This window comes from Amycolatopsis arida (assembly GCF_900115565.1).
Taxonomy (GTDB): Bacteria; Actinomycetota; Actinomycetes; order Mycobacteriales; family Pseudonocardiaceae; genus Yuhushiella; species Yuhushiella arida.
This window is the reverse complement of record NZ_FOWW01000003.1, coordinates 395,420-421,352: the sequence shown is the minus strand read 5'-3', so window position 1 is coordinate 421,352 and position 25,933 is coordinate 395,420. Positions and strand designations below refer to the sequence as shown.

Annotated in this window: 29 protein-coding genes; 22 read left to right on the top strand and 7 right to left on the bottom strand. The window is 72.9% G+C overall.

Going from position 1 to position 25,933, the window contains the following annotated elements; genetic code table 11:
- Positions 1–324, bottom strand: coding sequence for an aminotransferase-like domain-containing protein (locus BM051_RS11465; RefSeq protein WP_092530057.1), 324 nt, complete (start codon positions 322–324; stop codon positions 1–3).
- A 340-nt stretch (positions 325–664) separates the two neighbouring features.
- Between BM051_RS11465 and BM051_RS30490 the strand changes: the two genes are divergently transcribed.
- The gene (locus tag BM051_RS30490; RefSeq protein ID WP_092530055.1) at positions 665–856 is read left to right on the top strand and encodes a hypothetical protein; all 192 of its coding nucleotides are present in this window, start codon (positions 665–667) and stop codon (positions 854–856) included.
- A 265-nt stretch (positions 857–1,121) separates the two neighbouring features.
- On the opposite strand, the gene BM051_RS11450 is transcribed toward BM051_RS30490, so the two are convergent.
- The 3 genes from BM051_RS11450 to BM051_RS11440 form a co-directional block, all read right to left on the bottom strand.
- Complete coding sequence (locus tag BM051_RS11450; RefSeq protein ID WP_092530054.1) at positions 1,122–1,871, bottom strand: dienelactone hydrolase family protein; 750 nt, start codon at positions 1,869–1,871, stop codon at positions 1,122–1,124.
- A gap of 40 nt (positions 1,872–1,911) precedes the next feature.
- Positions 1,912–3,087, bottom strand: a complete 1,176-nt coding sequence (locus tag BM051_RS11445; protein WP_177216915.1) for a globin domain-containing protein — start codon at positions 3,085–3,087, stop codon at positions 1,912–1,914.
- Positions 3,088–3,583: 496 nt separating this feature from the next.
- Positions 3,584–5,191 carry an alanine/glycine:cation symporter family protein gene (locus BM051_RS11440; RefSeq protein WP_092530052.1) on the bottom strand — a complete coding sequence of 536 codons (1,608 nt, stop codon included), beginning with the start codon at positions 5,189–5,191 and terminating at the stop codon, positions 3,584–3,586.
- Between the two features lie 272 nt (positions 5,192–5,463).
- Here BM051_RS11440 and clpB point away from each other — a divergent pair, with 272 nt between their 5' ends.
- A complete protein-coding gene (gene clpB / locus BM051_RS11435) occupies positions 5,464–8,067 on the top strand; it encodes an ATP-dependent chaperone ClpB (protein WP_092530051.1) in 2,604 nt (867 codons plus the stop codon).
- Between the two features lie 172 nt (positions 8,068–8,239).
- Positions 8,240–8,965, top strand: a complete 726-nt coding sequence (locus tag BM051_RS11430; protein WP_092530050.1) for a type III secretion system chaperone family protein — start codon at positions 8,240–8,242, stop codon at positions 8,963–8,965.
- A 111-nt stretch (positions 8,966–9,076) separates the two neighbouring features.
- On the opposite strand, the gene BM051_RS11425 is transcribed toward BM051_RS11430, so the two are convergent.
- Positions 9,077–9,355 (bottom strand): hypothetical protein, encoded by a 279-nt coding sequence (locus tag BM051_RS11425; protein ID WP_092530049.1) that lies wholly within the window; start codon positions 9,353–9,355, stop codon positions 9,077–9,079.
- Positions 9,356–9,471: 116 nt separating this feature from the next.
- Here BM051_RS11425 and BM051_RS11420 point away from each other — a divergent pair, with 116 nt between their 5' ends.
- The 13 genes from BM051_RS11420 to BM051_RS11365 all read left to right on the top strand — a co-directional run bounded on the left by BM051_RS11420 (position 9,472) and on the right by BM051_RS11365 (position 17,165).
- Positions 9,472–10,245, top strand: a complete 774-nt coding sequence (locus tag BM051_RS11420; RefSeq protein WP_092530048.1) for an SDR family NAD(P)-dependent oxidoreductase — start codon at positions 9,472–9,474, stop codon at positions 10,243–10,245.
- A 55-nt stretch (positions 10,246–10,300) separates the two neighbouring features.
- A complete protein-coding gene (pyrE, locus tag BM051_RS11415; protein WP_092530047.1) occupies positions 10,301–10,864 on the top strand; it encodes an orotate phosphoribosyltransferase in 564 nt (187 codons plus the stop codon).
- A gap of 90 nt (positions 10,865–10,954) precedes the next feature.
- Positions 10,955–11,194, top strand: coding sequence for an RNA polymerase sigma factor (locus BM051_RS11410; protein WP_092530046.1), 240 nt, complete (start codon positions 10,955–10,957; stop codon positions 11,192–11,194).
- Positions 11,191–11,328 (top strand): hypothetical protein, encoded by a 138-nt coding sequence (locus BM051_RS28445; RefSeq protein WP_166677668.1) that lies wholly within the window; start codon positions 11,191–11,193, stop codon positions 11,326–11,328. The genes BM051_RS11410 and BM051_RS28445 overlap by 4 nt, the downstream gene beginning before the upstream one ends.
- 125 nt (positions 11,329–11,453) lie before the next feature.
- On the top strand, positions 11,454–11,606 hold the full coding sequence (locus tag BM051_RS28995; protein ID WP_166677669.1) for a hypothetical protein: 153 nt from the start codon (positions 11,454–11,456) through the stop codon (positions 11,604–11,606).
- Positions 11,607–11,711: 105 nt separating this feature from the next.
- Positions 11,712–12,164: an Asp23/Gls24 family envelope stress response protein gene (locus tag BM051_RS11405; protein WP_092530045.1), complete on the top strand. Its 453-nt coding sequence runs from the start codon at positions 11,712–11,714 to the stop codon at positions 12,162–12,164.
- Between the two features lie 52 nt (positions 12,165–12,216).
- On the top strand, positions 12,217–12,405 hold the full coding sequence (locus BM051_RS11400; RefSeq protein ID WP_092530044.1) for a hypothetical protein: 189 nt from the start codon (positions 12,217–12,219) through the stop codon (positions 12,403–12,405).
- A complete protein-coding gene (locus tag BM051_RS11395; RefSeq protein ID WP_092530043.1) occupies positions 12,402–12,779 on the top strand; it encodes an Asp23/Gls24 family envelope stress response protein in 378 nt (125 codons plus the stop codon). Before BM051_RS11400 ends, BM051_RS11395 begins: the two co-directional genes overlap by 4 nt.
- A complete protein-coding gene (locus BM051_RS11390) occupies positions 12,776–13,306 on the top strand; it encodes a DUF6286 domain-containing protein (protein WP_092530042.1) in 531 nt (176 codons plus the stop codon). The genes BM051_RS11395 and BM051_RS11390 overlap by 4 nt, the downstream gene beginning before the upstream one ends.
- Positions 13,303–13,872 carry an alkaline shock response membrane anchor protein AmaP gene (locus tag BM051_RS11385; RefSeq protein WP_092530041.1) on the top strand — a complete coding sequence of 190 codons (570 nt, stop codon included), beginning with the start codon at positions 13,303–13,305 and terminating at the stop codon, positions 13,870–13,872. Before BM051_RS11390 ends, BM051_RS11385 begins: the two co-directional genes overlap by 4 nt.
- Positions 13,873–14,863: 991 nt before the next feature.
- Positions 14,864–15,253: a DUF2784 domain-containing protein gene (locus BM051_RS11375; protein WP_092530039.1), complete on the top strand. Its 390-nt coding sequence runs from the start codon at positions 14,864–14,866 to the stop codon at positions 15,251–15,253.
- Between the two features lie 98 nt (positions 15,254–15,351).
- A complete protein-coding gene (locus tag BM051_RS11370) occupies positions 15,352–16,005 on the top strand; it encodes a TrmH family RNA methyltransferase (RefSeq protein WP_092530038.1) in 654 nt (217 codons plus the stop codon).
- 122 nt (positions 16,006–16,127) lie between these two features.
- Positions 16,128–17,165 (top strand): glycoside hydrolase family 76 protein, encoded by a 1,038-nt coding sequence (locus BM051_RS11365; RefSeq protein ID WP_092530037.1) that lies wholly within the window; start codon positions 16,128–16,130, stop codon positions 17,163–17,165.
- A gap of 831 nt (positions 17,166–17,996) precedes the next feature.
- Here BM051_RS11365 and BM051_RS11360 read toward each other — a convergent pair.
- Positions 17,997–18,842, bottom strand: coding sequence for a substrate-binding domain-containing protein (locus BM051_RS11360; RefSeq protein ID WP_092530036.1), 846 nt, complete (start codon positions 18,840–18,842; stop codon positions 17,997–17,999).
- 150 nt (positions 18,843–18,992) lie between these two features.
- A complete protein-coding gene (locus tag BM051_RS11355) occupies positions 18,993–20,042 on the bottom strand; it encodes a LacI family DNA-binding transcriptional regulator (RefSeq protein WP_092530035.1) in 1,050 nt (349 codons plus the stop codon).
- Positions 20,043–20,154: 112 nt separating this feature from the next.
- On the opposite strand from BM051_RS11355, the gene BM051_RS11350 reads away from it, so the two are divergent.
- The 6 genes from BM051_RS11350 to BM051_RS11325 are packed head-to-tail and all read left to right on the top strand — an operon-like array spanning position 20,155 to position 25,174.
- Complete coding sequence (locus BM051_RS11350; protein ID WP_092530034.1) at positions 20,155–21,162, top strand: substrate-binding domain-containing protein; 1,008 nt, start codon at positions 20,155–20,157, stop codon at positions 21,160–21,162.
- Positions 21,159–22,142 carry an ABC transporter permease gene (locus BM051_RS11345; RefSeq protein ID WP_092530033.1) on the top strand — a complete coding sequence of 328 codons (984 nt, stop codon included), beginning with the start codon at positions 21,159–21,161 and terminating at the stop codon, positions 22,140–22,142. The genes BM051_RS11350 and BM051_RS11345 overlap by 4 nt, the downstream gene beginning before the upstream one ends.
- The gene (locus BM051_RS11340; protein ID WP_092530032.1) at positions 22,139–22,966 is read left to right on the top strand and encodes an ATP-binding cassette domain-containing protein; all 828 of its coding nucleotides are present in this window, start codon (positions 22,139–22,141) and stop codon (positions 22,964–22,966) included. Before BM051_RS11345 ends, BM051_RS11340 begins: the two co-directional genes overlap by 4 nt.
- Positions 22,963–23,799 carry a PfkB family carbohydrate kinase gene (locus BM051_RS11335; RefSeq protein ID WP_092530031.1) on the top strand — a complete coding sequence of 279 codons (837 nt, stop codon included), beginning with the start codon at positions 22,963–22,965 and terminating at the stop codon, positions 23,797–23,799. Before BM051_RS11340 ends, BM051_RS11335 begins: the two co-directional genes overlap by 4 nt.
- Complete coding sequence (locus tag BM051_RS11330; protein ID WP_092530030.1) at positions 23,796–24,431, top strand: nucleoside/nucleotide kinase family protein; 636 nt, start codon at positions 23,796–23,798, stop codon at positions 24,429–24,431. The genes BM051_RS11335 and BM051_RS11330 overlap by 4 nt, the downstream gene beginning before the upstream one ends.
- Positions 24,428–25,174 (top strand): SDR family oxidoreductase, encoded by a 747-nt coding sequence (locus BM051_RS11325; RefSeq protein ID WP_092530029.1) that lies wholly within the window; start codon positions 24,428–24,430, stop codon positions 25,172–25,174. Before BM051_RS11330 ends, BM051_RS11325 begins: the two co-directional genes overlap by 4 nt.
- Positions 25,175–25,933 lie beyond the last annotated feature (759 nt).

Below are 25,933 nucleotides of genomic sequence, written 5' to 3'. Positions count from 1 at the left end.
TCAGCCGGTGGCCGCGGCGAGGCAGCCGGCGAGCCGGGCAAGGCCGGCCTCGATCCGGGCGGTGTCGATCGCGCCGTAGCCGAGGACCAGGCCGGGTCGGGGCGCCGCGGCGCAGTACCGGCCCAGCGGCTCGACCGCCACGCCGGCCCGCGCGGCGCCGGCGACCACCTCGCCCACGTCGACGGCCACGCCGTCGGCGATCCGGGCGCACACGGGCGACCCGGCGGCCGACGGCACGACCCGCGGCCACCGGGCGAGGTCCCGGCGCGGCAGCGCACGGATCCGGTCCCTGCGCTCGGCGTACACCCGGGTCGCCCTGCGCACGTGCCGGTCAACCGCCCCTCGTCGAGGAAGCGGGCCAGCGCCGCCGGGTCGCCGTGCCAGTCGGCGAGCTGCCTGGTCCGCAGCAGCGCCGGCCGCACCGACGCCGGCGCGACGAGGAAGCCCATCCGCAGCGCCGGCAGCAACGTCTTCGAGAACGATCCGACGCAGATCACCCGCCCGGCCCGGTCCAGGCTCTGCAACGGCTCCAGCGGCCGTCCGGAGAAGCGAAACCCGGTGTCGTAGTCGTCCTCCACGATCACCCCGCCGCGCCGCTCGGCCCAGCCGAGCAGCTGGGCGCGCCGCCGCGGGGACATCGGCACGCCCCGTCGTCGCCGCGCTGGTGCTGCCGGCCGTGCCGCCGGTGCCCGCCCGGCCCGGCGAGCCGGCGCTGGCGGTGCCGCGCGACCGGCCGTACACCCTGCTCACCCTGCTCGACACGGTGATGCTGCGCTACATGCCGCTGCTCAGCCTGGTGCTGCCACTGTGGATCGCGCGGCACACCGCGGCACCGGCCTGGTTGGTGGCGCGGTGAGCTGGCGCAGGCCGCGGGGTCCTGGGAGCCGAGCTTCGGCCTGGCGCCGGCCGACCGGCACGGCCAGTACCAGGGGTTCTCCGGGATGGGTGTCGCGATCGCCAGGATGGTCGGCCCGCTGCCGCTCACCACGCCGGTGCTGGGCGGCGGCACGGCCGGCTGGCTCGTCCTCGGTGGACTGTTCCTCGCGGTCGGTGCGGCGCCCGGGCCGGCCGCGCTGGGCCGAGCGGACCCGGCCGCGCCCGGCGGCCGCGCGGGGAACCGGTCAGGACAGGTGCTCGCCGAAGAACGCCAGCACCCGGCGCCAGGCGTCCTCACTGGACTCGTGGTGGTAGCCGAACCCGGAGACCCTGGCGAGCACGTTGAGCGGTCCGAACGGCAGGTGGTTGGCGAAGCTGTGCCCGGCGTCCGGGTACTCCTTGACGTCGTGCGGGACGTCCCGCTCGCGCAGCGCGTCCTCCAGCTGGGCCGCCGCGCCGCGCAGCGTGGGGTCCTTCCGGCCGAAGCTGGCCACCACCGGGCACGCACCGTCCAGAAGGGACAGGTCGTTCGGCAGCTGCCCGTAGTACGGCGCGGACGCGGCGAACTCCCGGGACGCCGCGGCGAGCGCGAAGCCGCCGCCCATGCAGAAGCCCACCACGCCGACCTTGCCGGTGCAGTCGGCCCGCCCGGCGAGCATCGACCGAGCCCCTGGCGAGGGAGGAGCGGAGCCGGGAGGAGTGCGGCCCATCAGGCACTGCCGCGCGGCGTCGAGGTCGTCGAACGCCCGGCCGTGCCCGGCCATGAGCTGCTGGAACACAGCCTTGACGCAGCGCAACCGCCCGCCCCTGGAGTACAGGTCGGGTACGATCGCCAGGTACCCGGCCCCGGCGAAGCGGTCGGCGATGTTCCGGATGTCCTGGCCGAGCCCCAGCGCGTCGTGCACGACGACGACCCCTGGCCAGGGGCCGCTGCCCTCGGGCTGGGCGAGGTAGCCGTCGATCGCGCCGTCCTGGGTGGGAATCCGCGTCCGCACGTGCGGGATCCTACCGGCCAGTAGCTATCGGAGCCAGTGTTCAGTCCACCGTGAAGGGGTCGTAACAGATCTGGTCCAGCGCGGTGCCGGCGACGAGCATGCGGGACACCGTCGCCCGGATCATCGCCGGTGAGCCGGACACCAGCACGTCGTGACCAGGCCAGGCGCCGTGCCGGGTCACCGCCTCGGCCAGGGTGCCGTGCTCGCAGCCCGGCAGCCCGGCACCGCGCTCCACGACGGGCACCACGGTCAGCCAGGGGTTGGCGGAGGCGAGGAGCCGGAGCTGCTCCAGGTCGTAGAGGTCCTCGCGGGTCTGCCCGCCGTAGAACAGCGTCACCTTCGGGTTCTCGCCCCACCGCGCCAGGTCGTCCAGGATCGCCCGAAGCGGCGCGACCCCGGTGCCGCCGGCGACCATCAGCACGTCGCTGCCCTTCTCCCGGTTCACCGCCATCCGGCCCATCGGCGGGCCGACCCGCCACACGTCGCCGCTCTGCGTGTGGCTCACGATCGCCCGCGACACCCAGCCGCCGTCGACCGCCCGGACGTGGAACTCCAGCGACCCGTCCTCCCGCGGCGCGTTGGCCGGCGAGAGGTAACGCCACAGCCGGGGCCGTTGCGGCACCTCGACGCTCAGGTACTGGCCGGGCTGGTACGGCACCGGCTGCTCGGGCTCCACCCGCACCAGCGCGATGTCCCAGCTGAGCCGGCGGTGCTCGGCCACCGTCGCGTGCCAGAACGGTGGATTGTCATCGGCCGCCGCGGCGTCCTGCATGGCTCGGGCGATGACCGTGTACGCCTCCGCCCAGGCCCGCTCCACCTCCGGCGTCCACGCGGTGCCGAGGTGCCGCTTCAGCGCCGCGAGCAGCGCGGTGCCGACGGCCTCGTAGTGCTTGGGCAGCACGCCGAACTTCCGGTGGTCGCGGCCGAGCTGGCGGAGGAACGGGACCAGGTCGTCGGGCCGGTCGACCATCTGCACGATGTGCACCAGCGCGCGGACCAGCCGGCCGCGCTGGACCTCCATGTTGATCGGGAAGAAGTCGCGGGTGGCCGGCGCGAGGGTGAAGAGCATGCCGTAGAAGAACTGCGAGATCTCCGCGATGTAAGGCTCGGCCATGGCCCAGGTCTCGCGGATGAGCCGCACCATCGCGGTGACGGCGGGTGGTGGCTCTCGCGGCACGGCGTAGCGCGGGACGGGGCTGACGGCTTCTGCTGTCATCGCTCTCCGGTCCCGTGTCGCTCCGTTCGGGGCGTGGCCACGCGTTCGGCCCAACGCGCGTGGGCCACCTGGCCGGCCGCTCCGCCCGTCGTCCGATTATTCACGAACGGGTGAGGGTGGTCGTTTGTCCAGCGTAGGCCGGTCAAGCGGCCACCGCGAATCTTGAAAGTTCATGAATACTCCACCCTCCGGACGGCGCACTCTGCAACGATATGTTGCTCACCGCTCGGGCGGTAGCCGCTGCTCAGGTTGTCCGTGCGAGTTGCTCCGGACGGGTGGTGCCGGAGTCGCGGAGGAGTGACCCCGCTCACCGCGCCGTGGTTCTTCGCTGCCGTCGCGCGGACGGAGCGTGACGAGCTCACCCTCGCGCGTCGGGCCGGCCCGAACAGGTGGGCGAGGAGTCGGGTCGGCCGGGTGGGACGACAGGGGCCGGAAAAGAGTAGGGCCCGAGTGCCCACGCACGTACGCGGGCACCCGGGCCGAGGGGTCGTTCGGACTACTTGGTGACTTCTTCGTCCGCGGTCTTCCGGATCTCGCCGCTGCGCAGCTTCTCCCGGAAGTTCTGTGCCTCGCGCTTGACCACCGGCACCAGGATGTAGAGGCCGATGATGTTGAACAGCGCGAGCATGAACAGGACGGCGTCGGCGAAGTCGATCACGGTGCCGAGGGTGAGCACCGAGCCGGCGACGATGAACGCCAGGAAGACCGCCTGGTAGACCCGCTCGCTGGTCTTCGACTTGCCGAACAGGAAGGTCCACGCCTTCTGCCCGTAGTAGCTCCAGGTGATCAGCGTGGACAGCGCGAACAGCGCCACCGCCACGGTGAGCACGTAGGGGAACCACGGCAGCACGGTCGCGAACGAGTTCGAGGTCACGGTCACGCCGTCCGGCACCTCGCCGCCGGCGAAGACGCTCGCCTTGGCGTCGGTCCAGAACTGGGTCCGCGCGATGATGATGGTCAGCGCGGTCATGGTGCAGATGACCACGGTGTCGATGAACGGCTCGAGCAGCGCCACGTAGCCCTCGGTCACCGGGTGCCGGGTCTTCACCGCCGAGTGCGCGATCGGCGCCGAGCCGAGACCGGCCTCGTTGGAGAACGCCGCCCGCTGGAAGCCGACGATCAACGCGCCGATGGCACCGCCGGTGACGCCCTCCGCGGTGAACGCGCCGGAGATGATCTCGCCGAAGGCCGCCGGCACGTCGGTGATGTTCACCAGGATGACGATGAGGCACGCGGCGATGTAGACGAGCGCCATCGACGGCACCAGCCGGCTGGTCACCTTGCCGATCGCCTTGATGCCGCCGATGATCACCGAACCGACCACCAGGGCCAGGATGATGCCGAAGATCAGCGCGGCGCCGTCGCTGCCGAGGAAACCGTCGTCGCCACCGGTGATGTCCCGCGCCTGGGCGAACGTCTGGTTTGCCTGGAACATGTTGCCGCCGGACAGCGCGAAGAACAGGATCATGATCGCGGCGAGCACGGCGAGGACCTTGCCCAGCACGCGGCCGAATCCGTTCGGGATCCGCTCGGCGAGCCCTTTGCGCAGGTAGTGCATCGGGCCGCCGGACACGGTGCCGTCCGCGTGGTATTCGCGATACTTCACGCCGAGGGTGCACTCGACGAACTTCGTGCACATGCCGAGCAGGCCGGCGACGATCATCCAGAAGGTCGCGCCGGCGCCGCCGATGGTCACCGCGACACCGACACCGGCGATGTTGCCGAGCCCGACGGTGCCGGACACCGCCGAGCTCAGTGCCTGGAAATGGGTGATCTCGCCCGGGTCGTCCTTGCGGCTGTACTTCCCGCGCACCAGTTCCAGCGCCAGCTTGAAGTTCCGGAACTGGACGAACCCGAAGTACAGGGTGAAGAAGGTCGCCGCGATGACGAGCCAGGCGACGATCCACTTGAACGTGATGCCGAAGAGGGTGATCTCGCCGAGCACCACGTCGCCGAGCCAGGCGGACAACGGGGTGAAGAAGCTGTTGATCCATGCCTCGATGGAGGCGAGGGTGCCGCTCTCCGCGGCGAGGACATGGGTGGCGGTATCCGGTGGTGAGCTCGTGGCCGCCCACGCGGCAGTAACGCTCGAGATGCTAGACATGGTTGGGTAGTGCACCGAAAACGGTGGGGGAACACAAGAGTTTCCGGCAATCTCGTTACCTGTTCGAGCGTACCGGTCTTTTTCGGCCGGTCCTTCTCCACCTTTCGTGTCCGCGCTGGCACCGTCCGTGTCCATCCGCGGATCCGCTACCGGCGAAAACCCTGGCTTGAGTGGAACAGACTCAACTTTCCTGACGTTGTGCATAGCGACGGCAGGTACGAGACCCTGTTCGCAGCACCGCGGACGACGTGCGGACGACGTGAGGTGAGGGGATGGACGCTTTCAACCCGACCACGAAGACCCAGCAGGCCATCTCGTCGGCGGCGCAGGCCGCGACGATGGCGGGCAACCCGGAGATCTCCGCGGCCCACCTGCTCGGCGCCCTGCTCGCCCAGAGTGACGGGCTCGCCCAGCCGCTGCTGACCGCGGTCGGGGCCGATCCCGAGCAGGTGCACAAGGAGCTCGACCCGATCATCCAGGGGCTGCCCGCGGCCACCGGGGCGACGGTGTCGAGCCCGCAGTTCAACGCGCAGGCGGTCAAGTCACTGACCTTCGCCCAGAAGCTCGCCACCGAGCTCGGCGACGAGTACGTCTCCACCGAGCACGTGCTGGTCGGCCTGGCGAAGGAGGGCGGCGAGGTGGCCGCCCTGCTCCAGCGGCACGGCGCCACCCCGGACGCGCTGCGCGAGGCGTTCACCGAGGTGCGCGGCTCGGCGCGGGTCACCAGCCCCGACCCCGAGGGCACCTACCAGGCGCTGGACAAGTACGGCGTGGACCTCACCGCCCGCGCCCGCGCCGGCGAGCTCGACCCGGTGATCGGCCGGGACACCGAGATCCGCAGGGTGGTGCAGGTGCTGTCCCGGCGGACCAAGAACAACCCGGTGCTGATCGGCGAGCCCGGCGTCGGCAAGACGGCCATCGTCGAGGGCCTCGCCCAGCGGATCGTGGCCGGCGACGTGCCCGAGTCGCTGCGCGGCAAGCGGGTGGTCGCGCTCGACCTCGGCTCGATGGTCGCCGGCGCGAAGTACCGCGGCGAGTTCGAGGAGCGGCTCAAGGCCGTGCTCAAGGAGATCACCGAGTCGGCCGGCCAGGTCATCACGTTCATCGACGAGCTGCACACCATCGTGGGCGCGGGCGCCACCGGCGAGGGCGCCATGGACGCCGGCAACATGATCAAACCGATGCTCGCCCGCGGTGAGCTGCGCATGGTCGGCGCGACCACGCTCGACGAGTACCGCGAGCGCATCGAGAAGGACGCCGCGCTGGAACGGCGCTTCCAGCAGGTGCTGGTCGGCGAGCCCTCGGTGGAGGACACCATCGGCATCCTGCGCGGCCTCAAGGAGCGCTACGAGGTGCACCACGGCGTGCGGATCACCGACGCCGCGCTGGTCGCCGCCGCCACGCTGTCCGACCGCTACATCACCGCCCGCTTCCTCCCCGACAAGGCCATCGACCTGGTCGACGAGGCCGCGTCCCGGCTGCGGATGGAGATCGACTCCCGGCCGGTGGAGATCGACGAGGTCGAGCGGGCCGTGCGCCGGATGGAGATCGAGGAGATGGCGCTGGCCAAGGAGGACGACCCCGCCTCCAAGGAGCGGCTCGCCTCGCTGCGCGCCGAGCTGGCCGAGAAGCGCGAGCAGTTGCACCAGCTCACCGCGCGCTGGCAGAACGAGAAGGGCTCCATCGAGCGGGTGCGCCAGCTCAAGGAGCAGCTGGAGCAGCTGCGCGGCGAGGCCGATCGGGCCGAGCGCGACGGCGACCTCGGCCGGGCCGCCGAGCTGCGCTACGGCCGGATCCCTTCGCTGGAGAAGGAGCTCGAGGCGGCGACGAAGGCCACCGAGGCTCCCGAGTCCGGGGGCGAGGTCATGCTCAAGGAGGAGGTCGGCGCGGACGACGTCGCCGACGTGGTGAGCGCGTGGACCGGCATCCCGGCCGGCCGGCTGCTGGAGGGCGAGACCGGCAAGCTGCTCCGGATGGAGGAGGAGCTGAGCCGGCGCGTGGTCGGCCAGGAAGAGGCGGTCGAGGCCGTGTCCGACGCGGTGCGCCGCAGCAGGGCCGGCGTCGCCGACCCCGATCGGCCCACCGGGTCGTTCCTGTTCCTCGGCCCCACCGGCGTGGGCAAGACCGAGCTGGCCAAGGCGCTGGCCGAGTTCCTCTTCGACGACGAGCGGGCGATGACCCGCATCGACATGAGCGAGTACAGCGAGAAGCACAGCGTGGCGCGTCTCGTGGGCGCCCCGCCCGGTTACGTGGGCTACGACCAGGGCGGCCAGCTCACCGAGTCGGTGCGCCGCCGGCCCTACACGGTGGTGCTGCTCGACGAGGTGGAGAAGGCCCACCCGGACGTGTTCGACGTGCTGCTGCAGGTGCTCGACGACGGCCGGCTCACCGACGGCCAGGGGCGCACCGTGGACTTCCGCAACACGATCCTGGTGCTCACCTCCAACCTCGGCTCACAGGCCATCGCCGACGCGGCGCTGGACGAGCGGCAGCGCAAGGACGCCGTGCTCGGCGTGGTGCAGCGGCACTTCAAGCCGGAGTTCCTCAACCGGCTCGACGACATCGTCGTGTTCCACGCGCTGGACACCGAGCAGCTCGCGTCCATCGTGGACATCCAGGTGGGGCGGCTGGCCGAGCGGCTGGCGCAACGCCGGCTCACCCTGGACGTCACCCCGGCTGCCAGGGAGTGGCTGGCGATCAACGGGTTCGACCCGATCTACGGTGCCCGGCCGCTGCGCCGGCTGGTGCAGTCGGCGATCGGCGACCAGCTCGCGCGGAAGCTGCTGGCCGGCGAGATCCGGGACGGCGACACCGTGCGGGTCGACCTGCCCGAGCTGGACACCGGCGGCGGCCTCAGCGTCATCCGCGCGGAGTAGCCGCCGAAGCCATGAAGCCACCTTCATCGCGCTGAACGCGACGAAGGTGGCCTTCATGGCATGAGAGCTGCCTTCGGCTGGTTGGCTGTCGCCGAGTCGCGGCACCTGAACGAGTGACTCCGACACGGCCCGCTGATCTTGGTGTCGAACCGCCGGGGGATACCCTGAGTGCGTGGGTATTCCAGCGTGGATCTGGTTCGTCATCGCGGCCGTCGCACTGGTGGCGGGGCTGGCGTTGCTCGCCGTCGACCGTGCCAAGGAGGGATCCCGCAACCGGGAGCGAGCCCGGTGGGCCGACCTGCGCGGATGGCAGTTCGTCGAGGAGGACGAGCGGCTGCCGCAACAGTGGTCCGGCGGCGCCATCGGGTACTTCGGCGCGGAGGCCGCGGTCAACGTGGTGGCCGGCTCCACGTTCACCTCGGACGGGCGGCGCTCGGTGTTCGTGTTCGACATCGAGGCCGACGGGGTGATCCCCGCGGTGATCGTGGCGGTGCGGTGCAACCGGCAGCACGCGGTGCTGCTCGAGCTGTGGCTGGCCAGCGTGCCGTTCCAGCGCGCGGAGATGCCCGAGCTGCTCGGCCCGGTCGGCCAGCGCTACGCGTTCGCCGACGACATCAACGGCGCCCGCGGCATGATCACCCAGGAGCTGGTCGACGCGGCCGACGCGCTCGGCGGCGACGTCGGCGTGGTCTGGCTGGAGGGCGAGTGGGTGCTGGCCAGCGTCGCCCCCAACGCCGGGCCGTCCCGGCTGGAGCGGCTGCTGCGCGACCTCGGTGAGATCGCCGACGTCGTGGACCCCTTCGACGACGAGGACGTCGCCCCCGGCCGGCACTGGCGGCCGAGCGAGCCGAGGGTGGCCGAGGACGACGAGCTCGGCACCCGCCAGCACCCTTTCTGACCGTGTCCGCGCCCTACGTACACGTGTCCGCGCTCTGTGTACGCGTGTTTGCGTCGTGCGGCGCGGACACGTGTTCACAACGCGCGGACACGGCGGTGCCGGGGGCGTGGGTCACAGGTCGCCGAGGTCGAGGGTGCCGCGGAACGAGCCGCGCCCGTCCTGCTCGAAGGGAATGGGCTTGCCGAGGCCCGGGTTGGTCGCCGTCAGGTCGAGGTAGCGGGCGACCGTCTGGTGGGTCTCGTGGCCGTTGCGGCCCACGGCGAGGCCCCGGGCATAGGCGTCCGGCACCTCGACGGTGTCGTCACCGCCGCCGGGATCGCCTCCGTCCATTCCCGCCGCGAAGCCGCTTAGGAACCAGAGGTAGTCGCTGCCGCCGTGTGCATCGCTCATAGGAGGTCGTCCTGCGTCGAGGGCCGCCACCCCGGGTCGCCCCCGGGCACCTCCCTACGGTTTACCCGAGCACGCTGGGTCACCTACACGAGGGAGGGGTTGGGTACTGTCGGTACATGCCGACCGCAGTGATCACCGGAGCGACCGCCGGGATCGGCGCCGAGTTCGCCAGCACGCTCGCCGCCGAGGGATACGACGTGGTGCTGGTGGCCCGCGACGAGCGCCGCCTCACCGAGCTGGGCACGACGCTGACCGAGCGCCACGGGGTCCGCGCCGAGCCGTTGCCAGCCGACCTCGCCACCGTCGACGGCAGGGCCACCGTCGAGCGGCGACTCGCCGACCGGGACCGGCCGATCGACATGCTGGTCAACAACGCCGGGCTCGGCCTCGCCGGCGAGCTCTGGACCGCGGACGTGGCCGACTTGCAGGCCCAGCTCGACGTCAACGTCACCGCCGTGCTCCGGCTCACCAGGGCCGTGCTGCCGGTGATGCTGGAGCGCGGCCGCGGGGACATCGTCAACGTTTCCAGCGTGGCCGGCTTCTTCTCCGGCCGCGGCTCCACCTACACCGCGAGCAAGAGCTGGGTGACGTCGTTCTCGGTGGGCATCGCCGGCGGACTGGCCGGCACCGGCGTACGGATGATGGCGCTCTGCCCCGGCTTCACCCACACGGAGTTCCACCAGCGGGCCGGCCTGGACAAGCCCGGGCCGAAGGCGTTCTGGCTCACCCCGCGCCGGGTGGTCCGCGAGGGGCTGGCGGACCTGCGTCGCGGGAAGGTGATCTCCGTCCCCAGCCCACAGTACAAGCTGGTCGTGGCGGTGGGCCGGCTGCTGCCGCACGGGCTGGTGCACCGGCTCGGTGCCCGCGTCGCCGGCCGCGGCCGCACCTGACCGGCGGCTCCCCTCGGCCGCTCTCCCGGCCGCGCCGTGTGCCAGACTCCCAGCCGTGGCGCACCCCGGGTTGGATCAGACGGCCAAGCTCGAGCTGGCCAGGTTGGTGACCGAGCTCTCCGTCGTGCACGGCAGGGTCACGCTCGCCTCCGGGAAGGAGGCCGACTACTACATCGACCTGCGCCGGGCCACGCTGCACCACGCCGCGGCGCCGCTGATCGGCCGGCTGCTGCGCCAGCTCACCGCCGACTGGGACTACGTGGCGGTCGGCGGGCTCACCCTCGGCGCCGATCCCGTGGCCACGGCCATGCTGCACTCGGCGGCGGCCGACGGGATGGTGCTCGACGCGTTCGTGGTGCGCAAGTCGGTCAAGGAGCACGGCATGCAGCGCCGCATCGAGGGCATGGAGGTGGCCGGCCAGCGGGTGCTCGCCGTCGAGGACACCTCCACCACGGGTGGCAGCGTGCTCACCGCGGTCGAGGCGCTGTACGAGGCCGACGCCACGGTCGTCGGGGTGGCCACGGTCGTCGACCGGGACACCGGCGCGCGGGAGGTCATCGAGAAGGAGGGCCTGCCCTACCGCTACCTGCTCGACCTGGACGACCTCGGCCTCAGCTGATCCCCGCTCGGCCTCGCCTGACCGGGTGCTGTTCACCGCGCCGGCGTGACATACCCGCCCTTCCGCGTGTCCCAGCCCGCGGGAGGAGCGATGACGACCTCGGTGCGGGTGGACGGCGTGACGCTGGTGAGCAGCGCCAGGGACGGCGACGTGCGGGCGTACGAGCGGCTCGTGCTGCGCTACCAGGGCCCGATCTACCGGCTGGGGCTGCGGATGCTCGGCAACCGGGGCGACGCCGAGGACGTCACCCAGTACGTCTTCCTCACCGCGTGGTCGGTGTCGGCGAGGCCGGGGAGAGCCTCGCCGAGGTCGAACTCGCCCTCGCGGTGACCTACCGCGGCGAGTCGCTGGAGGAGGCGCTGCGCGAGGTGCGCCAGTGGGTCGACGCGGCCGCGGCGGGGCGGATCGGGACGCGGCTGGTCAGGGTGGACATCGCAGGGGTCGGGGAGGGAACCGACGCATGACGGCGACCGAGGCCGCCGCGGTCGGCCGGGGCGGTGCGGCGCCGGGTGCGCGCCGCGCTGGTCGAGCGCACCGGGCTGGCGGTCACCGAGGGCCGCGTGTCCATGCTCGACATCCAGGTGGCCCGGTGACGCTGGTCGTTACCGCGCTCCCACCGCCGCCGCGGCTGCGTGCGGCCGCCGACACCGTGCGCGCCGTGCTGGCCGACACTGCGTGGGCGGGCGCGCGGGTGCGGCTGGAGGTCACCGACGTCGACGGCGGCGCGTGCCCACTCGGGTGAGCGCTGTCACACGATCCGGTCGTGACGTGCTCCCCGGCGCGGCGCCCTTCCCGGTAGTGGGCAGTAAAGCCCGTGAGGAGCAACCACTTCACGAGGGAGACCCCGATGACCAACGCGACCGCGGAGAAGACCGTCAACAAGGCCACCGGTGAGGGCGACGGCGCGCTGGTGACCAAGCAGGGCGTGACGCACATCGCCGACACGGTCGTCCAGAAGATCGCCGGCCTCGCCGCGCGCGAGGTGAGCGGCGTGCACGCCCTCGGCGGCGGCGCCGCCAGGGCGTTCGGTGCGCTGCGCGAGCGGATCCCCGGCGCCAGCGCGAGCGCGGGGCAGGGCGTGTCGGTGGAGGTCGGCGAGAAGCAGGCCGCCGTGGACCTGCAGATCCTGGTCGAGTACGGAGTGAGCATCGCCGACCTCGCCCGCTCGGTGCGCAAGAACGTCATCCGCGCGATCGAGCAGATGACCGGCCTCGAGGTGGTCGAGGTCAACATCAACGTCAACGACGTGCACATCCCCGGCGAGGACGACGAGTCCGAGTCGAACGACCGCGTGCGGTGATCGGCCGCGCCTCCGCGGCCGCTGGCCGGTCGCGACGAGCACAGGAGGAACCATGAACGCCACACCGCTGGGTCTCGTCGCCGGGCTCGCGCTCGGCTTCGCCGTCGCGTTCGGTGGGTTCGGCGCGTTCGTCGTCGTGCTGGTCCTCGGCGCGCTCGGCCTGCTGGTCGGCCGCTGGCTGGACGGCGAGCTGGACCTGTCCGCGCTCGTCGGCTCGGCGCGGGACCGGGGGCGGCGATGACGGCGGTCGCGCTGGACGCCGGGCTCGCCGACCGTGGGCGCACCACCCTCGAACCGAAGGCCGTGGAGCGGCTCGCCGCGCACGCCCTGTCCGAAGTGGCCGGCGTGCGTGGTGTGGCCCGCCGAGTGCTGGGCGTGACCGTGGGCGAGGGGGACTCGGCGCCCAGGGTCAGCGCCAGGGTCGACGGCGACGACGCCACGCTGGACGTTCGGCTCGCGGTGGCCTACCCCGCGTCGGTTGCCGCGACCACCGAGCGGGCTCGGGCGCACCTGGTGCGAAGGGTCGGTGAGCTGACCGGGCTGGCGGTGCGGCGGATCGACGTGGAGGTCGCCGTGCTGCGGCGGGACGCCCCCGTCGGAAGGCGGGTGCGGTGATCCGCCGGCCGCGCCGTGCCGTCCCGGCGGCGCTGGTGGCGGTGGCCGTGCTGGCCGGTGCGGTGGTCGTCGCCGTCTCGGCCGTCCAGCTAATGCTCGACCGGCCACCGCTGGTCGATTACGACGCCGTGGCGAGCGCCCTGCACGGCACCCACTGGAACGAGTGGCCGGTCGCCGTCGCCGGCGGCGTGGTCGGGTTGCTCGGGCTGGCGCTGGTGCTGGCCGCGGTGCTGCCGGGCCGGCCGGTGGTGCTGCCGCTGGCCACCCCGGAGGGGGTCGAGGCCGACGCCGGGGCCACCCGGCGCGGCCTGCGGGCGAGCCTGCACGACGCGGTGGCCGCGGTGGACGGGGTGGCCGCCGCGCGGGTGCGGCTGCGGCCGAGGAAGGTCGCCGTGCGGGTGCGCACGAACCGTGCGCGGGACGAGGGCCTCGCCGAGGCCGTGCGGGACGCCGTCGAGCGGCGGCTGGACCAGATCGACTTCGCGGTTCGACCGAGGCCGCGGGTACGGGTGAGGAGCGCTCGATGAACACCAGCTCGAACCGGCCGGCGCGGCTGAACCGCGCGTTGCTCGCGCTGCTCGGGGTGCTGCTGCTGGCGGCCGGCGCGTTCGCGGTGGCCACGCACGCCGGGTGGCTGCGGCTGCTCGACCCGGCGGCGCCGCTGGTTCCCGGCACCGGGCGGCCGCCGGCGTGGGTGCCCTACGTGGTGGCGGCGGGCGCGGTGTTGCTCGGCCTGCTGGCGTTGCGGTGGCTGGTCGCCCAGGCGGTACGGCGGCCGCGAACGGAGACCTGGGAGCTGCGCCAGGAGCGGGGCGTGACCCGGCTCGACCCGGGTGTGGTGGTCGAGCCGCTGGTGGAGGAGATCGAGTCCATCCGCGGGGTGCACGACGCGTCGGCCACGCTCGCCGGTGGTCGGGACGCGCCGGAGCTGCACCTGGCGGTGGGCGCCGAGCGGGACGCCGACCTGGTCGCCATCCGGCGCAGGATCGAGGAGGACGCGCTGCCCCGGCTGCGGCAGGCGCTCGACCTGGACGGGCTACCCGCGGCGGTGGAGTTCCGCCTCACCGGCAGCCGCGGCCCCCGAGCCGTGTGACCTCGCGCTGCCGGTCGTCGTGGTGTTGGGCTTGGTGCTGCTTGGCCTGGTGTTCCTGCTCGTGATCGGGTCGGTGTCGGCTGGGGTGTTCGAGTGGTGTGATTTCGGGTTGCTGGGTGGTGTTGGGCTTGGTGCTGCTTGGCCTGGTGTTCCTGCTCGTGATCGGGTCGGTGTCGGCTGGGTCCTCGAGTCGTGTGCCCTCGCGCTGCTGGCCCAGTGCTGTCCGGCCCGGAGTCCCGTCCACCACCGGCCGGTACACCAGCTGGATTGACGTGAGGCAACGGTCCCGGTTACCTCGACCCTCGCGAGCATGGGTTCGTGAGGCGATGACCCTGCCCGAGCCGGCGAGCCTCGGTGTGTGACACCGCCGCCCCACTCCCCGTCTCCATCGGCGGCCACCCGCCGCCCGCCACCACGACGAAGCACCTGCATCGCCCCACGTGACCCGCCCCCATCCAGCGCACGACCCACCGCCACCGCCTATCCCGGGATGGTCGACTGGCAGGCCAACCATGGCTGTGCCGCGCTCTGACCAAGCCCCGCACGCGCGCGACACCTCGGGGACATCCCCCACCCTCTCCGGGGGCTGGCCCCACCTCCAGTATATCGGTGGCTACTGACAGTTCTGCCGGTAAGCGCTTTCGCCCAGCCCGTTGTCCACATCGCGCACTTCCTGTGGACAACTCGTCTCCGGGCTCCTGCTCTGGCAACTCGGCTCCGGGCTCTTGATCCTTCGTCCGACTGGTGCCGGGCGTGTCTCGACCGCCGGCGGATCCCGTGCACGGCCGCCGCACCGCGGTCTCCTCGTGCCGCATTCTTCTCCCCTCAGGAGTGGGGTTCAGGGCGGTTCGGTGGCGGAGCCCGCCGCGGTCACCCTCTGCCGCGGTCCCTCCTGACCTGCTCTTTCCTGATAATTCGCGCTTCTTTGTCCCTCCTTCGGAGTACCGTGGGCGTGAAGCTGGGGTGAAGGGGGCTCGGAGGGGAGCGCACGGTGGCGGGGTTTCTGGCGGGCGTGACCGCGGCGGTGCACTTCGCCGCGCTGCTCTACATCGGTCTCGGCGGGTTCCTCGCCTGGCGGTGGCCGAGAAGCATCTTCGTGCACGTGTTCTTCGCGGCGTGGGGCTTCCTGGTGCTGGCGCTGCCGCTGCCGTGCCCGCTCACCGTCGCCGAGGACCACCTGCGCGGCCTGCAGGGGCTCGGCCCGCTGCCCGGCGGGTTCAACGAGTACTACATCTACGACGTGATCGTGCCGCGCGAACTGCTGCCGGTGGCCGGCGTCGTCGCGGTGGGGGTGCTGGCGGTCTCGTACGTGGGCGCCTACCAGCGGTGGCGCAGCCGGCAGGACCAGGACGTGCCGCGACGCCGGGTCCGGGCCTGCTGAGCCGCTGGCTATCGTCTTCGGCGTGAGCGAGCTTGCGAGTGAACCATTCAACACAGCAGCCTGGGCGAACGCGGCCGACGAGCGCTAGCGAGGAGGGCGTGAGCGACGAGACCGGGCCAACCGAGTGGGTCCCCGCCGGCGGCGAGGTGGGCGTCGGTCCCTGGGCGGGGCCGTGGCCCGACGACGAGCGCTACGACCCGGAGCTGCTCCGCCACGGCGACCGGCGCAACGTCGTGGACGGCTACCGGTACTGGCGTCGGGAGGCGATCGTGTCCGATCTGGACCGCCGCCGGCACCCTTTCCACATCGCGATCGAGAACTTCCAACACGACCACAACATCGGCACCGTGGTGCGCACCGCAAACGCGTTCGCCGCGGCGGCGGTGCACATCGTGGGGCGGCGCCGGTGGAACCGACGGGGCGCGATGGTCACCGACCGCTACCAGCACCTGAGGCACCACCCGGATGTCACCTCACTGGCGGAGTTCGCCGTGGCGGAGGGGCTGGCCGTCGTTGCGGTGGACAACCTGCCCGGCGCGCGGCCGATCGAGACCACCGAGCTGCCCCGGGAGTGCGTGCTGTTGTTCGGACAGGAGGGCCCCGGCCTCACCACGGAGGCCGCCCGCGTGGCGACGCTCGTCGTGTCGATCGCCCAGTTCGGCTCCACCCGCTCGATCAACGCCGGCGTCGCCGCCGGCATCGTGATGCACACCTGGATCCGGCAGCACGCAGACCTGACCCAGTCCTGGTAACCCCGAGAAGCCACCTTCGGGCCGGACGCGTCCGCGTTCCGCGCACGCGTGTTCGCCGCCCGCGTCGCTGTGTTTGCCGCCCGCGGCGGCGGGTTGGCCGTTCGGGGCGCAGGATGGGCGGTATGACGTGGGCGGAGCGGGCCGGCCGGGCCGAGGCGGCCGTCGCCGAGCGGCACCTGCGCCGGCTGTGGGGTTTGCCCGGGACGGTCCTCGGCCGGAGCGGCTGGCCGCCGACTCCCGGCGAACTGTGGCACCGGCCGTGGAACTACTGGTGGCAGGCGCATCTGCTGGACTGCCTCGTCGACGCCGAGCTCCGCGCCCCCGCCGCGGATCGTCGACGGACGATCCGCCGGCTGGCCCGGTCCGTGTGGTTGCGCAACCGGTGCGGATGGCGCAACGACTACTTCGACGACATGGCGTGGCTGGCGCTAGCGTTGCAGCGCGCCGGCGCGGTGACCGGCAGGCGGTGGCGGGCGGCGCTGCGGGTGCTCCTGGACGAGCTACGCGGGGCGTGGACGCCGGACGCGGGGGGTGGCATCTGGTGGCGGCGCGGGGACGACTTCAAGAACGCGCCGGCCAACGGGCCGGCGGCCATCGCCCACGCGCGCGCCGGCGAGCTCGACCGGGCCGCCGCGATCCTGGGGTGGCTGGAGGCGACCCTGGTCGATCCCGTGACCGGCCTGGTGTGGGACGGCGTGCGCGCCGGCAGCGGGGAGCTGGAGCGGCAGGTCTACACGTACTGCCAAGGCGTCTTCCTCGGCGCTTGCCTCGAACTGTCCGGAGTGGACGGTTCGGCGGTGGGAAGGGCGGAGCGGACGGTCGTCGCCGTGGCGGGGCATTGTGCCCCCGGTGGTGTGCTGCGCGGTCAGGACGGGGGCGACGGTGGGCTGTTCGCCGGGATCCTCGCGCGGTACCTGGCGCTGGCCGTGCCGCGACTGCCCGACCCGGCGGCGGCGACGGCCCGGGAGCTGGTGCTCGGCTCGGCGGAGGCGTGCTGGTCCGGGGCGACCGACGCGCCGGGCGGGCCGCTGTTCGGCGCGGAGTGGGCGGAGCCGGCGCCGTCACTGCCCGCGGTGGCCACCGACCCCGCCAGGGACCTCTCCGTGCAGGTCGGCGCGTGGATGCTCCTGGAAGCGGCCGCCACCATGACCCGCGGTTGAGCGGCCGCGACGACGTGGCGCGCTGAAGCTGAAGGGCGCCTACGCTGGCGCCCCGCCGATGACCTGCGGCTGAGCGGCCGCGGCGCCCTGGCACGTGGCGGTTCGGTCGCGCCTCGCGCTCGTCGCCGTGCCCACCCGATGGCGAGCTTCAGCGAGTCGACAAAGCGATCGGGCAGATCGTTGGTGCGGTGGTTGTTGCCGGATGAACCTCCCCAGCGAGGCACGGCACCGATGGGGCGTTCGGCCGGAACGAACTGTGCGGTACGACCAACCCGCCGGCGCGCCCCGCCCACCAGCGCCGGCCCACCTCGGCGGCGTTGAACCCCACGCACAACCGTCCACATCGATCCCATCCATCCACAGATTCCGTCGCCCCCCGTTTCCACGCCCCACCCCGGATAGACTGGAACTGGGACCCGGAACCCCGGAGTGGGTGGGGCCGTCCCCACCGGTGGCCGACAATCGTGACGAGATTTCGCGTTCTCCGGTGCCCGGTGCCCGGTGCCCGGTGCCCGGTGCCCGGTGCCCGGTGCCCGGCAGTCGGCGGTCGGCGGTCGGTGGTCGGCGGTCTTGCTTCGCGGCGTGTTCCAGTGAGCTCGCTGCCCAGGAGCGTGGGTTCAGCGGCCCTGGGTTCAGCGGCCCTGGTTCCGGCGACCTTGGTGCGCGATGGCTTGGTGAGCGGTGGCGCTGGTGCGTGACGGTCGACGTTCGAGGCGCGCCGTGGACGGAGTTCGGCTCGGGTGACGACCGCTCGGTTCCGTGCCGGTCGGGGCTCAACCCAGGAGTGGCTGAGCCGTAGCGGTCGAGCGGGTCGGGAGAACGCGCACGGCCTCAGCAGCCGCAGGAAGCGGCGCACAGCAGGCGGGGCGCGAGGCGGACGGCCCTCGGCGGCCGCTCGGGGTGGGCGATCCGCGCCAGGAGCAAATCCACCGCCCGCCGGCCGATCTCGGTGACCGGCGGCGCCATCACGGTCACGTCCCGGGTCCACGTCAGCTCCCCGTACCCGACCACGGGGAAGTCCGGCAACCCCCGCCGGTGCAGCTCGTACCGCGCCCCGACCATCATCGTCTGCCCGGCCACCACCAGCGCCGTCGGCGCGGCCGGTCGGTCGAGCAGCTGCCCCACCGCCTCGGCCGCCCCGCCCGCGGTGCACTTCCCGCACGCCACCAGGTCCGCGTTCCACCGCAGCCCCGCCTGCGCCATCCCGAGCCGGAACCCCAACGCGCGCTCGTCCTCCGTGGCCACTCCCGGCAGCCCGGCGACGAACCCGATCCGCCGGTGCCCGTGCTCGGCCAGGTGCCGCACCAGCTCCCCGGTCGCGTCGATGTTCTCCGCGCCCACCTGGTCCACGTCACCTCGCGCGGACATCCGGTCCACCAGCACCGTCGGCGTCCCCAGCTGCACCAGCTCGTTGATCACTCCGTCGTCCCCCGCGGTCGGGGTGAGCAGCAGCCCGTCGATGCCCTGCGCCAGCAGGGCGCGCACCGCCGCCCGCTCGTCCGCGACCCGGTGCCCGGTGTCGGTGCACGTCACCGCGCAGCCCGCCGCGGCGGCCGACTGCTCGATCGCATGCCGCAGGTCAGCCGAGTACGGAGTGGTGTCCATCGCCATCGCCAGTCCGAACCGATGGGTGACGGGTGCCCCCCACAGGGGGAACACGTCCGACAGTGCGGTCATCTTCCTCGGCCCTCGGTACTCGTTGCGATATCGCGCCCGACCGCGATCGCGCGGCCGGGGCGGCCTCTTTCGTGAAGCGGTCGACGAGAGACGGTAGCCCCGATTCGAGTGACATCCTGCCGGGTAAAGCGTAGATCGTGCCAGATTCAACTAATTGGGTGACATTTCGGACGGGAGCGCCGGCGGGCACCCGCACGACTCCCGGTGCCGCAACGCCGGCGGCAGTCGCACCGTCTCCGGCTCCCGCTCGGGGTCGGCGATCCGGGCGAGCAGCAGCCGCACCGCGCGCCGCCCGATCTCCTCCACCGGCTGGGCCATCGTTGTCAGCGGCGGATCCACCAGGTCGGCCCACTCCACGTCGTCGTAGCCGACGACCGCGAGGTCCCGCCCCACCCGCAGCCCGCGCCGCCGCGCCTCGTGCAGCACCCCGACCATCATCACGTCGTTGGCCACCACCACGCCCGACGGCGGGTCGGGCAGGTCGAGCAACGCCGCCAGCGCGGCCGCCCCGCCGTCGCGCGCGGAGTGCCCGCAGGCCACCAACTCGGCCGCCCAGCTCCGCCCGCCGCGCCCCAGCCCGAGCCGGTACCCGAGCACCCGCTCCTCGCTGGTGGTCAGTCCCGGCGCCCCGGACACCAGCCCGATCCGCCGGTGCCCGAGCCGCGCGAGGTGCTCGGTCAGCGCCGACGTGGCCTGGATGTTCTCCGCGCCCACCTGGTCGACGTCGGTCCGCGTGGTGAGCCGGTCGACCAGCACCACCGGCATTCCCAGCGACACCAGCTCGCTGATCACGGCGCCGTCGCCGGGCGCGGGGGTGAGCAGCAGCCCCTCCACCCGGCGCGCCCGCAGCGCGCGCACCGTCGCCTGCTCGGTGGTGACCGTCTCGTGCGTGTCGGCCAGCAACACCGTGTACCCGGCCGCCGCGGCCTCCCGCTCGATGGCCTGCATCAGCACCGCGAAGTACGGGTTGGCCAGCAGCGAGATGGCCACGCCGATCGACCGGGTGCCCCCGGTGACCAGCGAGCGGGCGATGACGTCGCCGGTGTACCCGGTCCGCTCGATCGCCGCGAGCACGGCCGCCCTGGTCTCCGGTGCGACCCCGCGCGTCCCGTTCACCACGTGCGAGACCGTGGTGATCGAGACACCGGCCAGCTCCGCGATGTCCCGCTGGGTCGGTCGGGACGATCGGGACCGTGGCACGGAGCACCTCCACCAGCGACAGCGCAAGCGTTTGCGCAAACGATTGCGGGCGCAGCATAGCCGGAGCTACCGTCCCCGACATCCTTGACCGATCCTCGTCGCGGAGGACGTGATGCGAATCCGGGGTCTGGCCATCGGCGCCGTCCTGCTGACGGTGCTCGGCACGGGCTGCACGGTCGAGCGGCACTGGGGCGGCAGCACCGGCGCCGGGGACGGTCCGGTCACGATCGGGCTGGTCACCAAGACCGACACCAATCCCTTCTTCATCTCCCTGCGAGACGCCGCGAGTGCCGCCGCGGCCGCGCACGGCGCGGAGCTCACCGCGCTCGCCGGCCAGTTCGACGGCGACAACGACGGCCAGGTGCGCGCCATCGAGAACCTGATGCAGCGAGGCGTGGACACCATCCTGATCACCCCGAGCTCGTCGACCGGCGTGCTCGACGCGATCGACCGGGCGCGCGGGGCCGGCATCCTGGTCCTCGCGCTGGACACCGCCACCGAGCCGGCCGACGCGGTCGACGCCACGATCGCCACCAACAACCTCGAGGCCGGCCGCAAGCAGGGTGCCTACGTCAGGGCCGCCCTCGGCGCGACCCCGGCCAGGTTGTTCATGATCGACGGAACGCCCGGAAGCACCGTCGACACGTTCCGGCACAACGGCTTCCTGGAGGGCATCGGGCTCACCGACGGCGACCCGGCGATCCGCGGCAGGGAGCCGGCCAACGGGGACCAGCACACCGCCCAGCAGAAGGTGGAGAACCTGCTGCAGCGAACCACCGACGTCAACGCCGTGTACACGATGAACGAGCCGACCGCTCGTGGCGCGCACGCCGCGCTGCGCGGGCGCGGGTTGACCGACCAGGTGGTGATGGGCTCGATCGACGGTGGTTGCGAGGGCGTGCGCAACGTGCGGGACGGGATGTTCGACGCCACGGTGATGCAGTTCCCGGCGAAGATGGCCGAGCAGGGCGTCGCCGCGGCGGTGGAGTACGGGCGGACCGGCGCCAAGCCGTCCGGCTTCATCGACACGGGATCGGTGGTGATCACCGACCGGCCCGTGCCGGGGGTGGAGAGCCAGGACACCGCGTGGGGGCTCGAGCACTGCTGGGGGGACGCGTGACCACGACCACCACCCTCGAGGACCGGCCGAGCGTCGGCGAGTTCTTCCTGCGCGCGCCGGCGGTCGGCCCGGCGCTGGCGCTGCTCGCCGCGATCGTCGTCTTCTCACTGTCCACCGACACGTTCCTCAACCTCGACAACCTGTCGCTGGTGGTGCAGCAGTCCCTGGTGATCGGCACGCTGGCGCTGGGGCAGACGCTGATCATCCTCACCGCCGGCATCGACCTCGCCAATGCCGCGGCCATGGTGCTCGCGACGCTGATCATGGCCAAGCTCGCCGCCGGCGGCACGAGCGGACTCTTCGCGCTGCTGGTCGGAATCGCGGCGGCCGTGGTGATCGGCGCGGTGGTGGGGTCGCTGGTGACGCGGGTGCGGCTGCCCCCGTTCATCGTCACGCTGGGCATGCTCACGATCCTCGCCGCGGCGGGCCGCATCTACGCCGGCGGCGAGGCGGTGCCGGTGGCCGACGAGCTGCTCACCTGGTTGGGCACGCGGCGCTATCTGTTCGGCGGCATCGAGGTCACCTACGGGATGACGCTCGCGCTGCTGATGTACCTGGGCATGTGGTACGCGCTCACCCGCACGGCGTGGGGCAAGCACGTCTACGCGGTGGGCAACGCGCCGGAGTCGGCGCGGCTGTCCGGCATCAAGGTCAAGCGCACCGTGCTGTCGGTCTACGTCGTCGCCGGCCTCGTCTACGGCATCGCCGCGTGGCAGGCGCTCGGCCGGGTGCCCAACGCGGACCCGAACGCCTACCAGCTCGGCAACCTGGAGTCGATCACGGCGGTGGTGCTCGGCGGCACCAGCCTGTTCGGCGGCCGCGGCTCCGTGCTGGGCACGATGATGGGGGCGCTGATCGTGGCGGTGCTGCGCTCCGGGCTGACCCAGCTCGGCGTGGACGCGCTGTACCAGGACGTCGCCACCGGCGCGTTGGTGATCGCCGCGGTGGCGCTCGACCGGTTCGCGAGGAGGACGTCGTGACCGAAACGGACCCGCCCGAGCCCGTGCTGTCCGCCCGTGGGCTGGTCAAGCGCTACGGCCGGGTGACCGCCCTCGACGGCGCCGACTTCGACCTACTGCCCGGTGAGGTGCTCGCCGTGGTCGGCGACAACGGCGCCGGCAAGTCGAGCCTGATCAAGGCGCTGTCCGGGGCGCTGGTGCCGGACGCGGGGGAAGTCCGGGTGGACGGCCGCGCGGTGCACTTCCGCGGCCCGCTGGACGCGCGCCGGTTCGGGATCGAGACGGTGTACCAGGATCTGGCGGTGGCCCCGGCGCTGGACATCGCGTCGAACATGTTCCTCGGCAGGGAGCGGCGGCGCGGGGGGCCGTTCGGCCGGTGGTTCCGCACGCTGGACGCCGGGCGGATGCGCGCGGAGGCGCAGCGCGTGCTGGACGAGCTCGGCATCAAGGTCAAGTCGATCACCCAGCCGGTGGAGACGCTGTCCGGCGGGCAACGGCAGGGCGTCGCGGTGGCCCGCGCCGCGGCGTTCGGCAGCAAGGCGGTGATCATGGACGAGCCGACCGCGGCGCTGGGTGTGGCCGAGGCGGGCAAGGTGCTGGCGCTGATCGACCGGATCCGCGGCCGCGGCCTGCCGGTGGTGCTGATCAGCCACAACATGCCGCACGTGTTCGAGATCGCCGACCGGATCCACGTGCACCGGCTGGGCCGCCGGGTCGCCGTGGTCTCGCCGCGGACGCACACCATGAACCAGGTGGTTGGCCTGATCACCGGTGCGCTCCGGCTCACCGAGGACGGCACCGTGGAGGAGGTGGCCTCCGCGGTCCACACCGGACTGTCGCCATGAGCGTGCTGCTGGCCGGACTGTGCACTGTGGACGTCGTGCAGCGGGTGGTCGAGCTGCCGGCGCCCGGGGAGAAGGCGCAGTCCACGTCGGTGGCGGTGGCGGCGGGTGGGCCGGCGACCAACGCGGCGGTGACGGTGGCCGCGCTGGGCGAGCGGGCGCGGTTGCTGACCGTGCTCGGCGCGCACCCGCTCGCCGGACTGGCCCGCGCCGACCTCGACGCGTGCGGCGTCACCGTGGTCGACGCCGCGCCGGACCACCCGGACCCGCCCGCGGTGAGCGCGGTCGCCGTGCGCGAGCGGGACGGCGAGCGGACCGTGGTGTCGCACAACGCCGCGGCGATGCCGGCGGTGCGGGTCCGGCCGGACCTGGACGGAGTGCGGGCGGTGCTGGTCGACGGGCACCACCCGGATCTCGCGCTGGCCGTGGCCGAGGCGGCGCGGGCCAGTGGCCTGCCGGTCGTGCTCGACGCGGGCAGCTGGAAGCCGGTGCTCGCCCGGCTGCTGCCACTGGTCGACATCGCGGCCTGCTCGGCGCACTTCACCGCGCCCGACGGTGCGCTGGACGCGGTGCCGACGGTGATCACCACCGCGGGGCCGGAGCCGGTGCGCTGGCGCACGGCCACCGGCGCGGGCGAGGTGCCGGTGCCGGCCGTCGAGGCGCGCGACACCCTGGCGGCGGGAGACGTGTGGCATGGTGCCCTGGTCGCTGGGGTGTCGCGGCTGCCGGTGCCGGAGCTGATCGCGTTCGCCAACGAGGTGGCCGCGGAGCGGGTGCGGCACGTCGGGCCGAGAAGTTGGATCCGCCCGGTCCGGGCGAGGATGGGAGTGAGATGACGTCCTTCGACGACCTGCTGCGCAGGGCGGAAGCGCTGGCCGCCAAGGAAAGGCGCACGGTGCTCGGCATCGTCGGCGCGCCCGCGTCGGGGAAGACGACGTTGGCCTGGCGGATCGCCGAGGGCCTCGGGACCAGGACGGCGGTGGTGGGCATGGACGGCTTCCACCTGGCGCAGGTGGAGCTGGCCCGGCTCGGCCGGACCGACCGCAAGGGCGCGCCGGACACCTTCGACGCGCACGGCTACGTACACCTGGTGCGCCGGCTGCGCGAGGGCACCGAGACGGTGTACGCGCCGGAGTTCCGCCGGGAGATCGAGGAGCCGATCGCCGGCGCGGTGCCGGTGCCGCCCGAGGTGCAGGTGGTCATCACCGAGGGCAACTATCTGCTGCTGGACACCGAGCCGTGGAGCCGGCTGCGGTCGCTGCTCGACGAGGTGTGGTACCTGGCCCCGGACGAGGAGGAACGGTTGGAGCGGCTGGTCACCCGGCACCGGCACTACGGGCGCTCGCTGGTGGAGGCGCAGCAGCGGGCGCTGGGGTCCGACCAACGCAACGCCGACCTGATCGCCACCACCGCCGAGCGGGCGGACCTGGTGGTGACCGACATGCAACTGGCGAACTTCTCGCTGTGACCGAGGTCCTGATCGTCACCGGCGGCGGCAGGGGAATCGGCGCCGCGGTGTGCGAGCTCGCGGCGGCGCGCGGGTACGCGGTGGTGGTGAACTACGCCGCCGACGCGGCCGCCGCGTGGTCGGTGGTCGCGCGGGTATGCGAGCGGGGCGGCCGGGCGGTCGCGGTACGCGCCGACGTGTCCGGTGAGGACGACGTGCGGGCGCTGTTCGCCGCGGCCGCGGAGCTGGGGCCGCTCACCGGGCTGGTGAACAACGCGGCGATCACCGGCGACACCCCGGGCCGGCTCGACGAGCAGGCGGTGGGGACGGTGCGCCGGGTGCTCGACGTGAACGTGGTCGGGGTGTTCCTGTGCGCGCGGGAGGCGGTGCGGCTGATGTCCACCCGGTACGGAGGCGCCGGTGGGGCGATCGTGAACGTGTCGTCGACCGCGGCGCGCACCGGCTCGGCCGGGGAGTGGGTGCACTACGCGGCGAGCAAGGCGGCTGTGGAGACGTTGACCGTGGGGCTGGCGCACGAGGTGGCCCGGGAGGGCGTGCGGGTCAACGCGGTCGCGCCGGGGACGGTGGAGACCGGGCTGCACGCGGCGGCCGGGATGCCGGACCGGCCGCGCCGGCTGGCGCCGTCGATCCCGCTCGGCCGCGCCGGCCGCCCGGAGGAGATCGCCGAGGCGGTGTTGTGGCTGCTGTCCGACGCGGCGTCGTACGCCGTCGGCAGTGTCCTCACCGTCGGTGGGGGCCGGTAGGGCTGGCTCGGGTTGCCGGCCGTGTGGTTCAGCTGTCGCTGGGGTCGGTAGGGCTGGCTCGCGTTGGCGGTGGGTCGGGTGGCTTGGCCGTCCGCGAGGTCGGTGGGGCTGGTTCGGGCTGGCGGTGGCCGCGCGGTTCAGCTGTCGTCGGGGCTCGGTAGGGCCGGGTCGCGTTGGCGGTACGTCGTGTGCTTTGGCCGTCGGTGGGGCTGGGTCGCGCAGCGGTGGGCGGTGTGGCTTGCCGCCGACGGGGCCGGAGGGCTGGGTCAGGCGCCAGTGGGCCGGGTGGTCCAGCCGTAGGTGGGGGCCGGTAGCGCGGGAGGCGCTGCCGGTCGGGACGTGCGACTCCGCGGCGTGGTGCCCGAAGTTCCCCTGAGCGTCCCGAGGTTCACCGAGGTAGGTGACGGCCGGGGTACGTGAGAGCCGGGCCGCGAGGCCGTCCAGCAGGGAACTCCCGCCGCTTCCATGCCGTCCACAGGGCTCGCCCGATGTGGACAGCGCCCCCGCGGCAAGCGCTTCCCGCCGATCTCGTCACCACCGGCCGATAAACTGAACCCAGGGGCCACACCCCCCGATGGGAGGGTGGGCTCGGCGGGGGGTCGGTTCGGTCAGCGGGGGCGTTCGCTCTGGGCGGAGACGCGGAGTTGCCGTCGTGGCAGCGGTGTTCGTGCTGGTGGTGCTCGGTTCGGCTCCTCGGTCGGCGCCAGGGACCGTTGTCAAAGGGACCGTTGTCGAGGGACCGCGGTCGAGCGGCGTTGG

What these genes read in the sequence shown, in the direction of transcription:
- BM051_RS11445 (WP_177216915.1), bottom strand. Translation starts at nt 3,087, where the DNA reads ATGACAGCAGAAGCCGTCAGCCCCGTCCCGCGCTACGCCGTGCCGCGA.
- BM051_RS11410 (WP_092530046.1), top strand. Translation starts at nt 10,955, where the DNA reads ATGACGACCTCGGTGCGGGTGGACGGCGTGACGCTGGTGAGCAGCGCC.
- BM051_RS11440 (WP_092530052.1), bottom strand. Translation starts at nt 5,191, where the DNA reads ATGTCTAGCATCTCGAGCGTTACTGCCGCGTGGGCGGCCACGAGCTCA.
- BM051_RS11335 (WP_092530031.1), top strand. Translation starts at nt 22,963, where the DNA reads ATGAGCGTGCTGCTGGCCGGACTGTGCACTGTGGACGTCGTGCAGCGG.
- BM051_RS11350 (WP_092530034.1), top strand. Translation starts at nt 20,155, where the DNA reads ATGCGAATCCGGGGTCTGGCCATCGGCGCCGTCCTGCTGACGGTGCTC.
- BM051_RS11420 (WP_092530048.1), top strand. Translation starts at nt 9,472, where the DNA reads ATGCCGACCGCAGTGATCACCGGAGCGACCGCCGGGATCGGCGCCGAG.
- BM051_RS11360 (WP_092530036.1), bottom strand. Translation starts at nt 18,842, where the DNA reads ATGACCGCACTGTCGGACGTGTTCCCCCTGTGGGGGGCACCCGTCACC.
- clpB (WP_092530051.1), top strand. Translation starts at nt 5,464, where the DNA reads ATGGACGCTTTCAACCCGACCACGAAGACCCAGCAGGCCATCTCGTCG.
- BM051_RS11400 (WP_092530044.1), top strand. Translation starts at nt 12,217, where the DNA reads ATGAACGCCACACCGCTGGGTCTCGTCGCCGGGCTCGCGCTCGGCTTC.
- BM051_RS11405 (WP_092530045.1), top strand. Translation starts at nt 11,712, where the DNA reads ATGACCAACGCGACCGCGGAGAAGACCGTCAACAAGGCCACCGGTGAG.
- BM051_RS11395 (WP_092530043.1), top strand. Translation starts at nt 12,402, where the DNA reads ATGACGGCGGTCGCGCTGGACGCCGGGCTCGCCGACCGTGGGCGCACC.
- BM051_RS11385 (WP_092530041.1), top strand. Translation starts at nt 13,303, where the DNA reads ATGAACACCAGCTCGAACCGGCCGGCGCGGCTGAACCGCGCGTTGCTC.
- BM051_RS11365 (WP_092530037.1), top strand. Translation starts at nt 16,128, where the DNA reads ATGACGTGGGCGGAGCGGGCCGGCCGGGCCGAGGCGGCCGTCGCCGAG.
- BM051_RS11330 (WP_092530030.1), top strand. Translation starts at nt 23,796, where the DNA reads ATGACGTCCTTCGACGACCTGCTGCGCAGGGCGGAAGCGCTGGCCGCC.
- BM051_RS11425 (WP_092530049.1), bottom strand. Translation starts at nt 9,355, where the DNA reads ATGAGCGATGCACACGGCGGCAGCGACTACCTCTGGTTCCTAAGCGGC.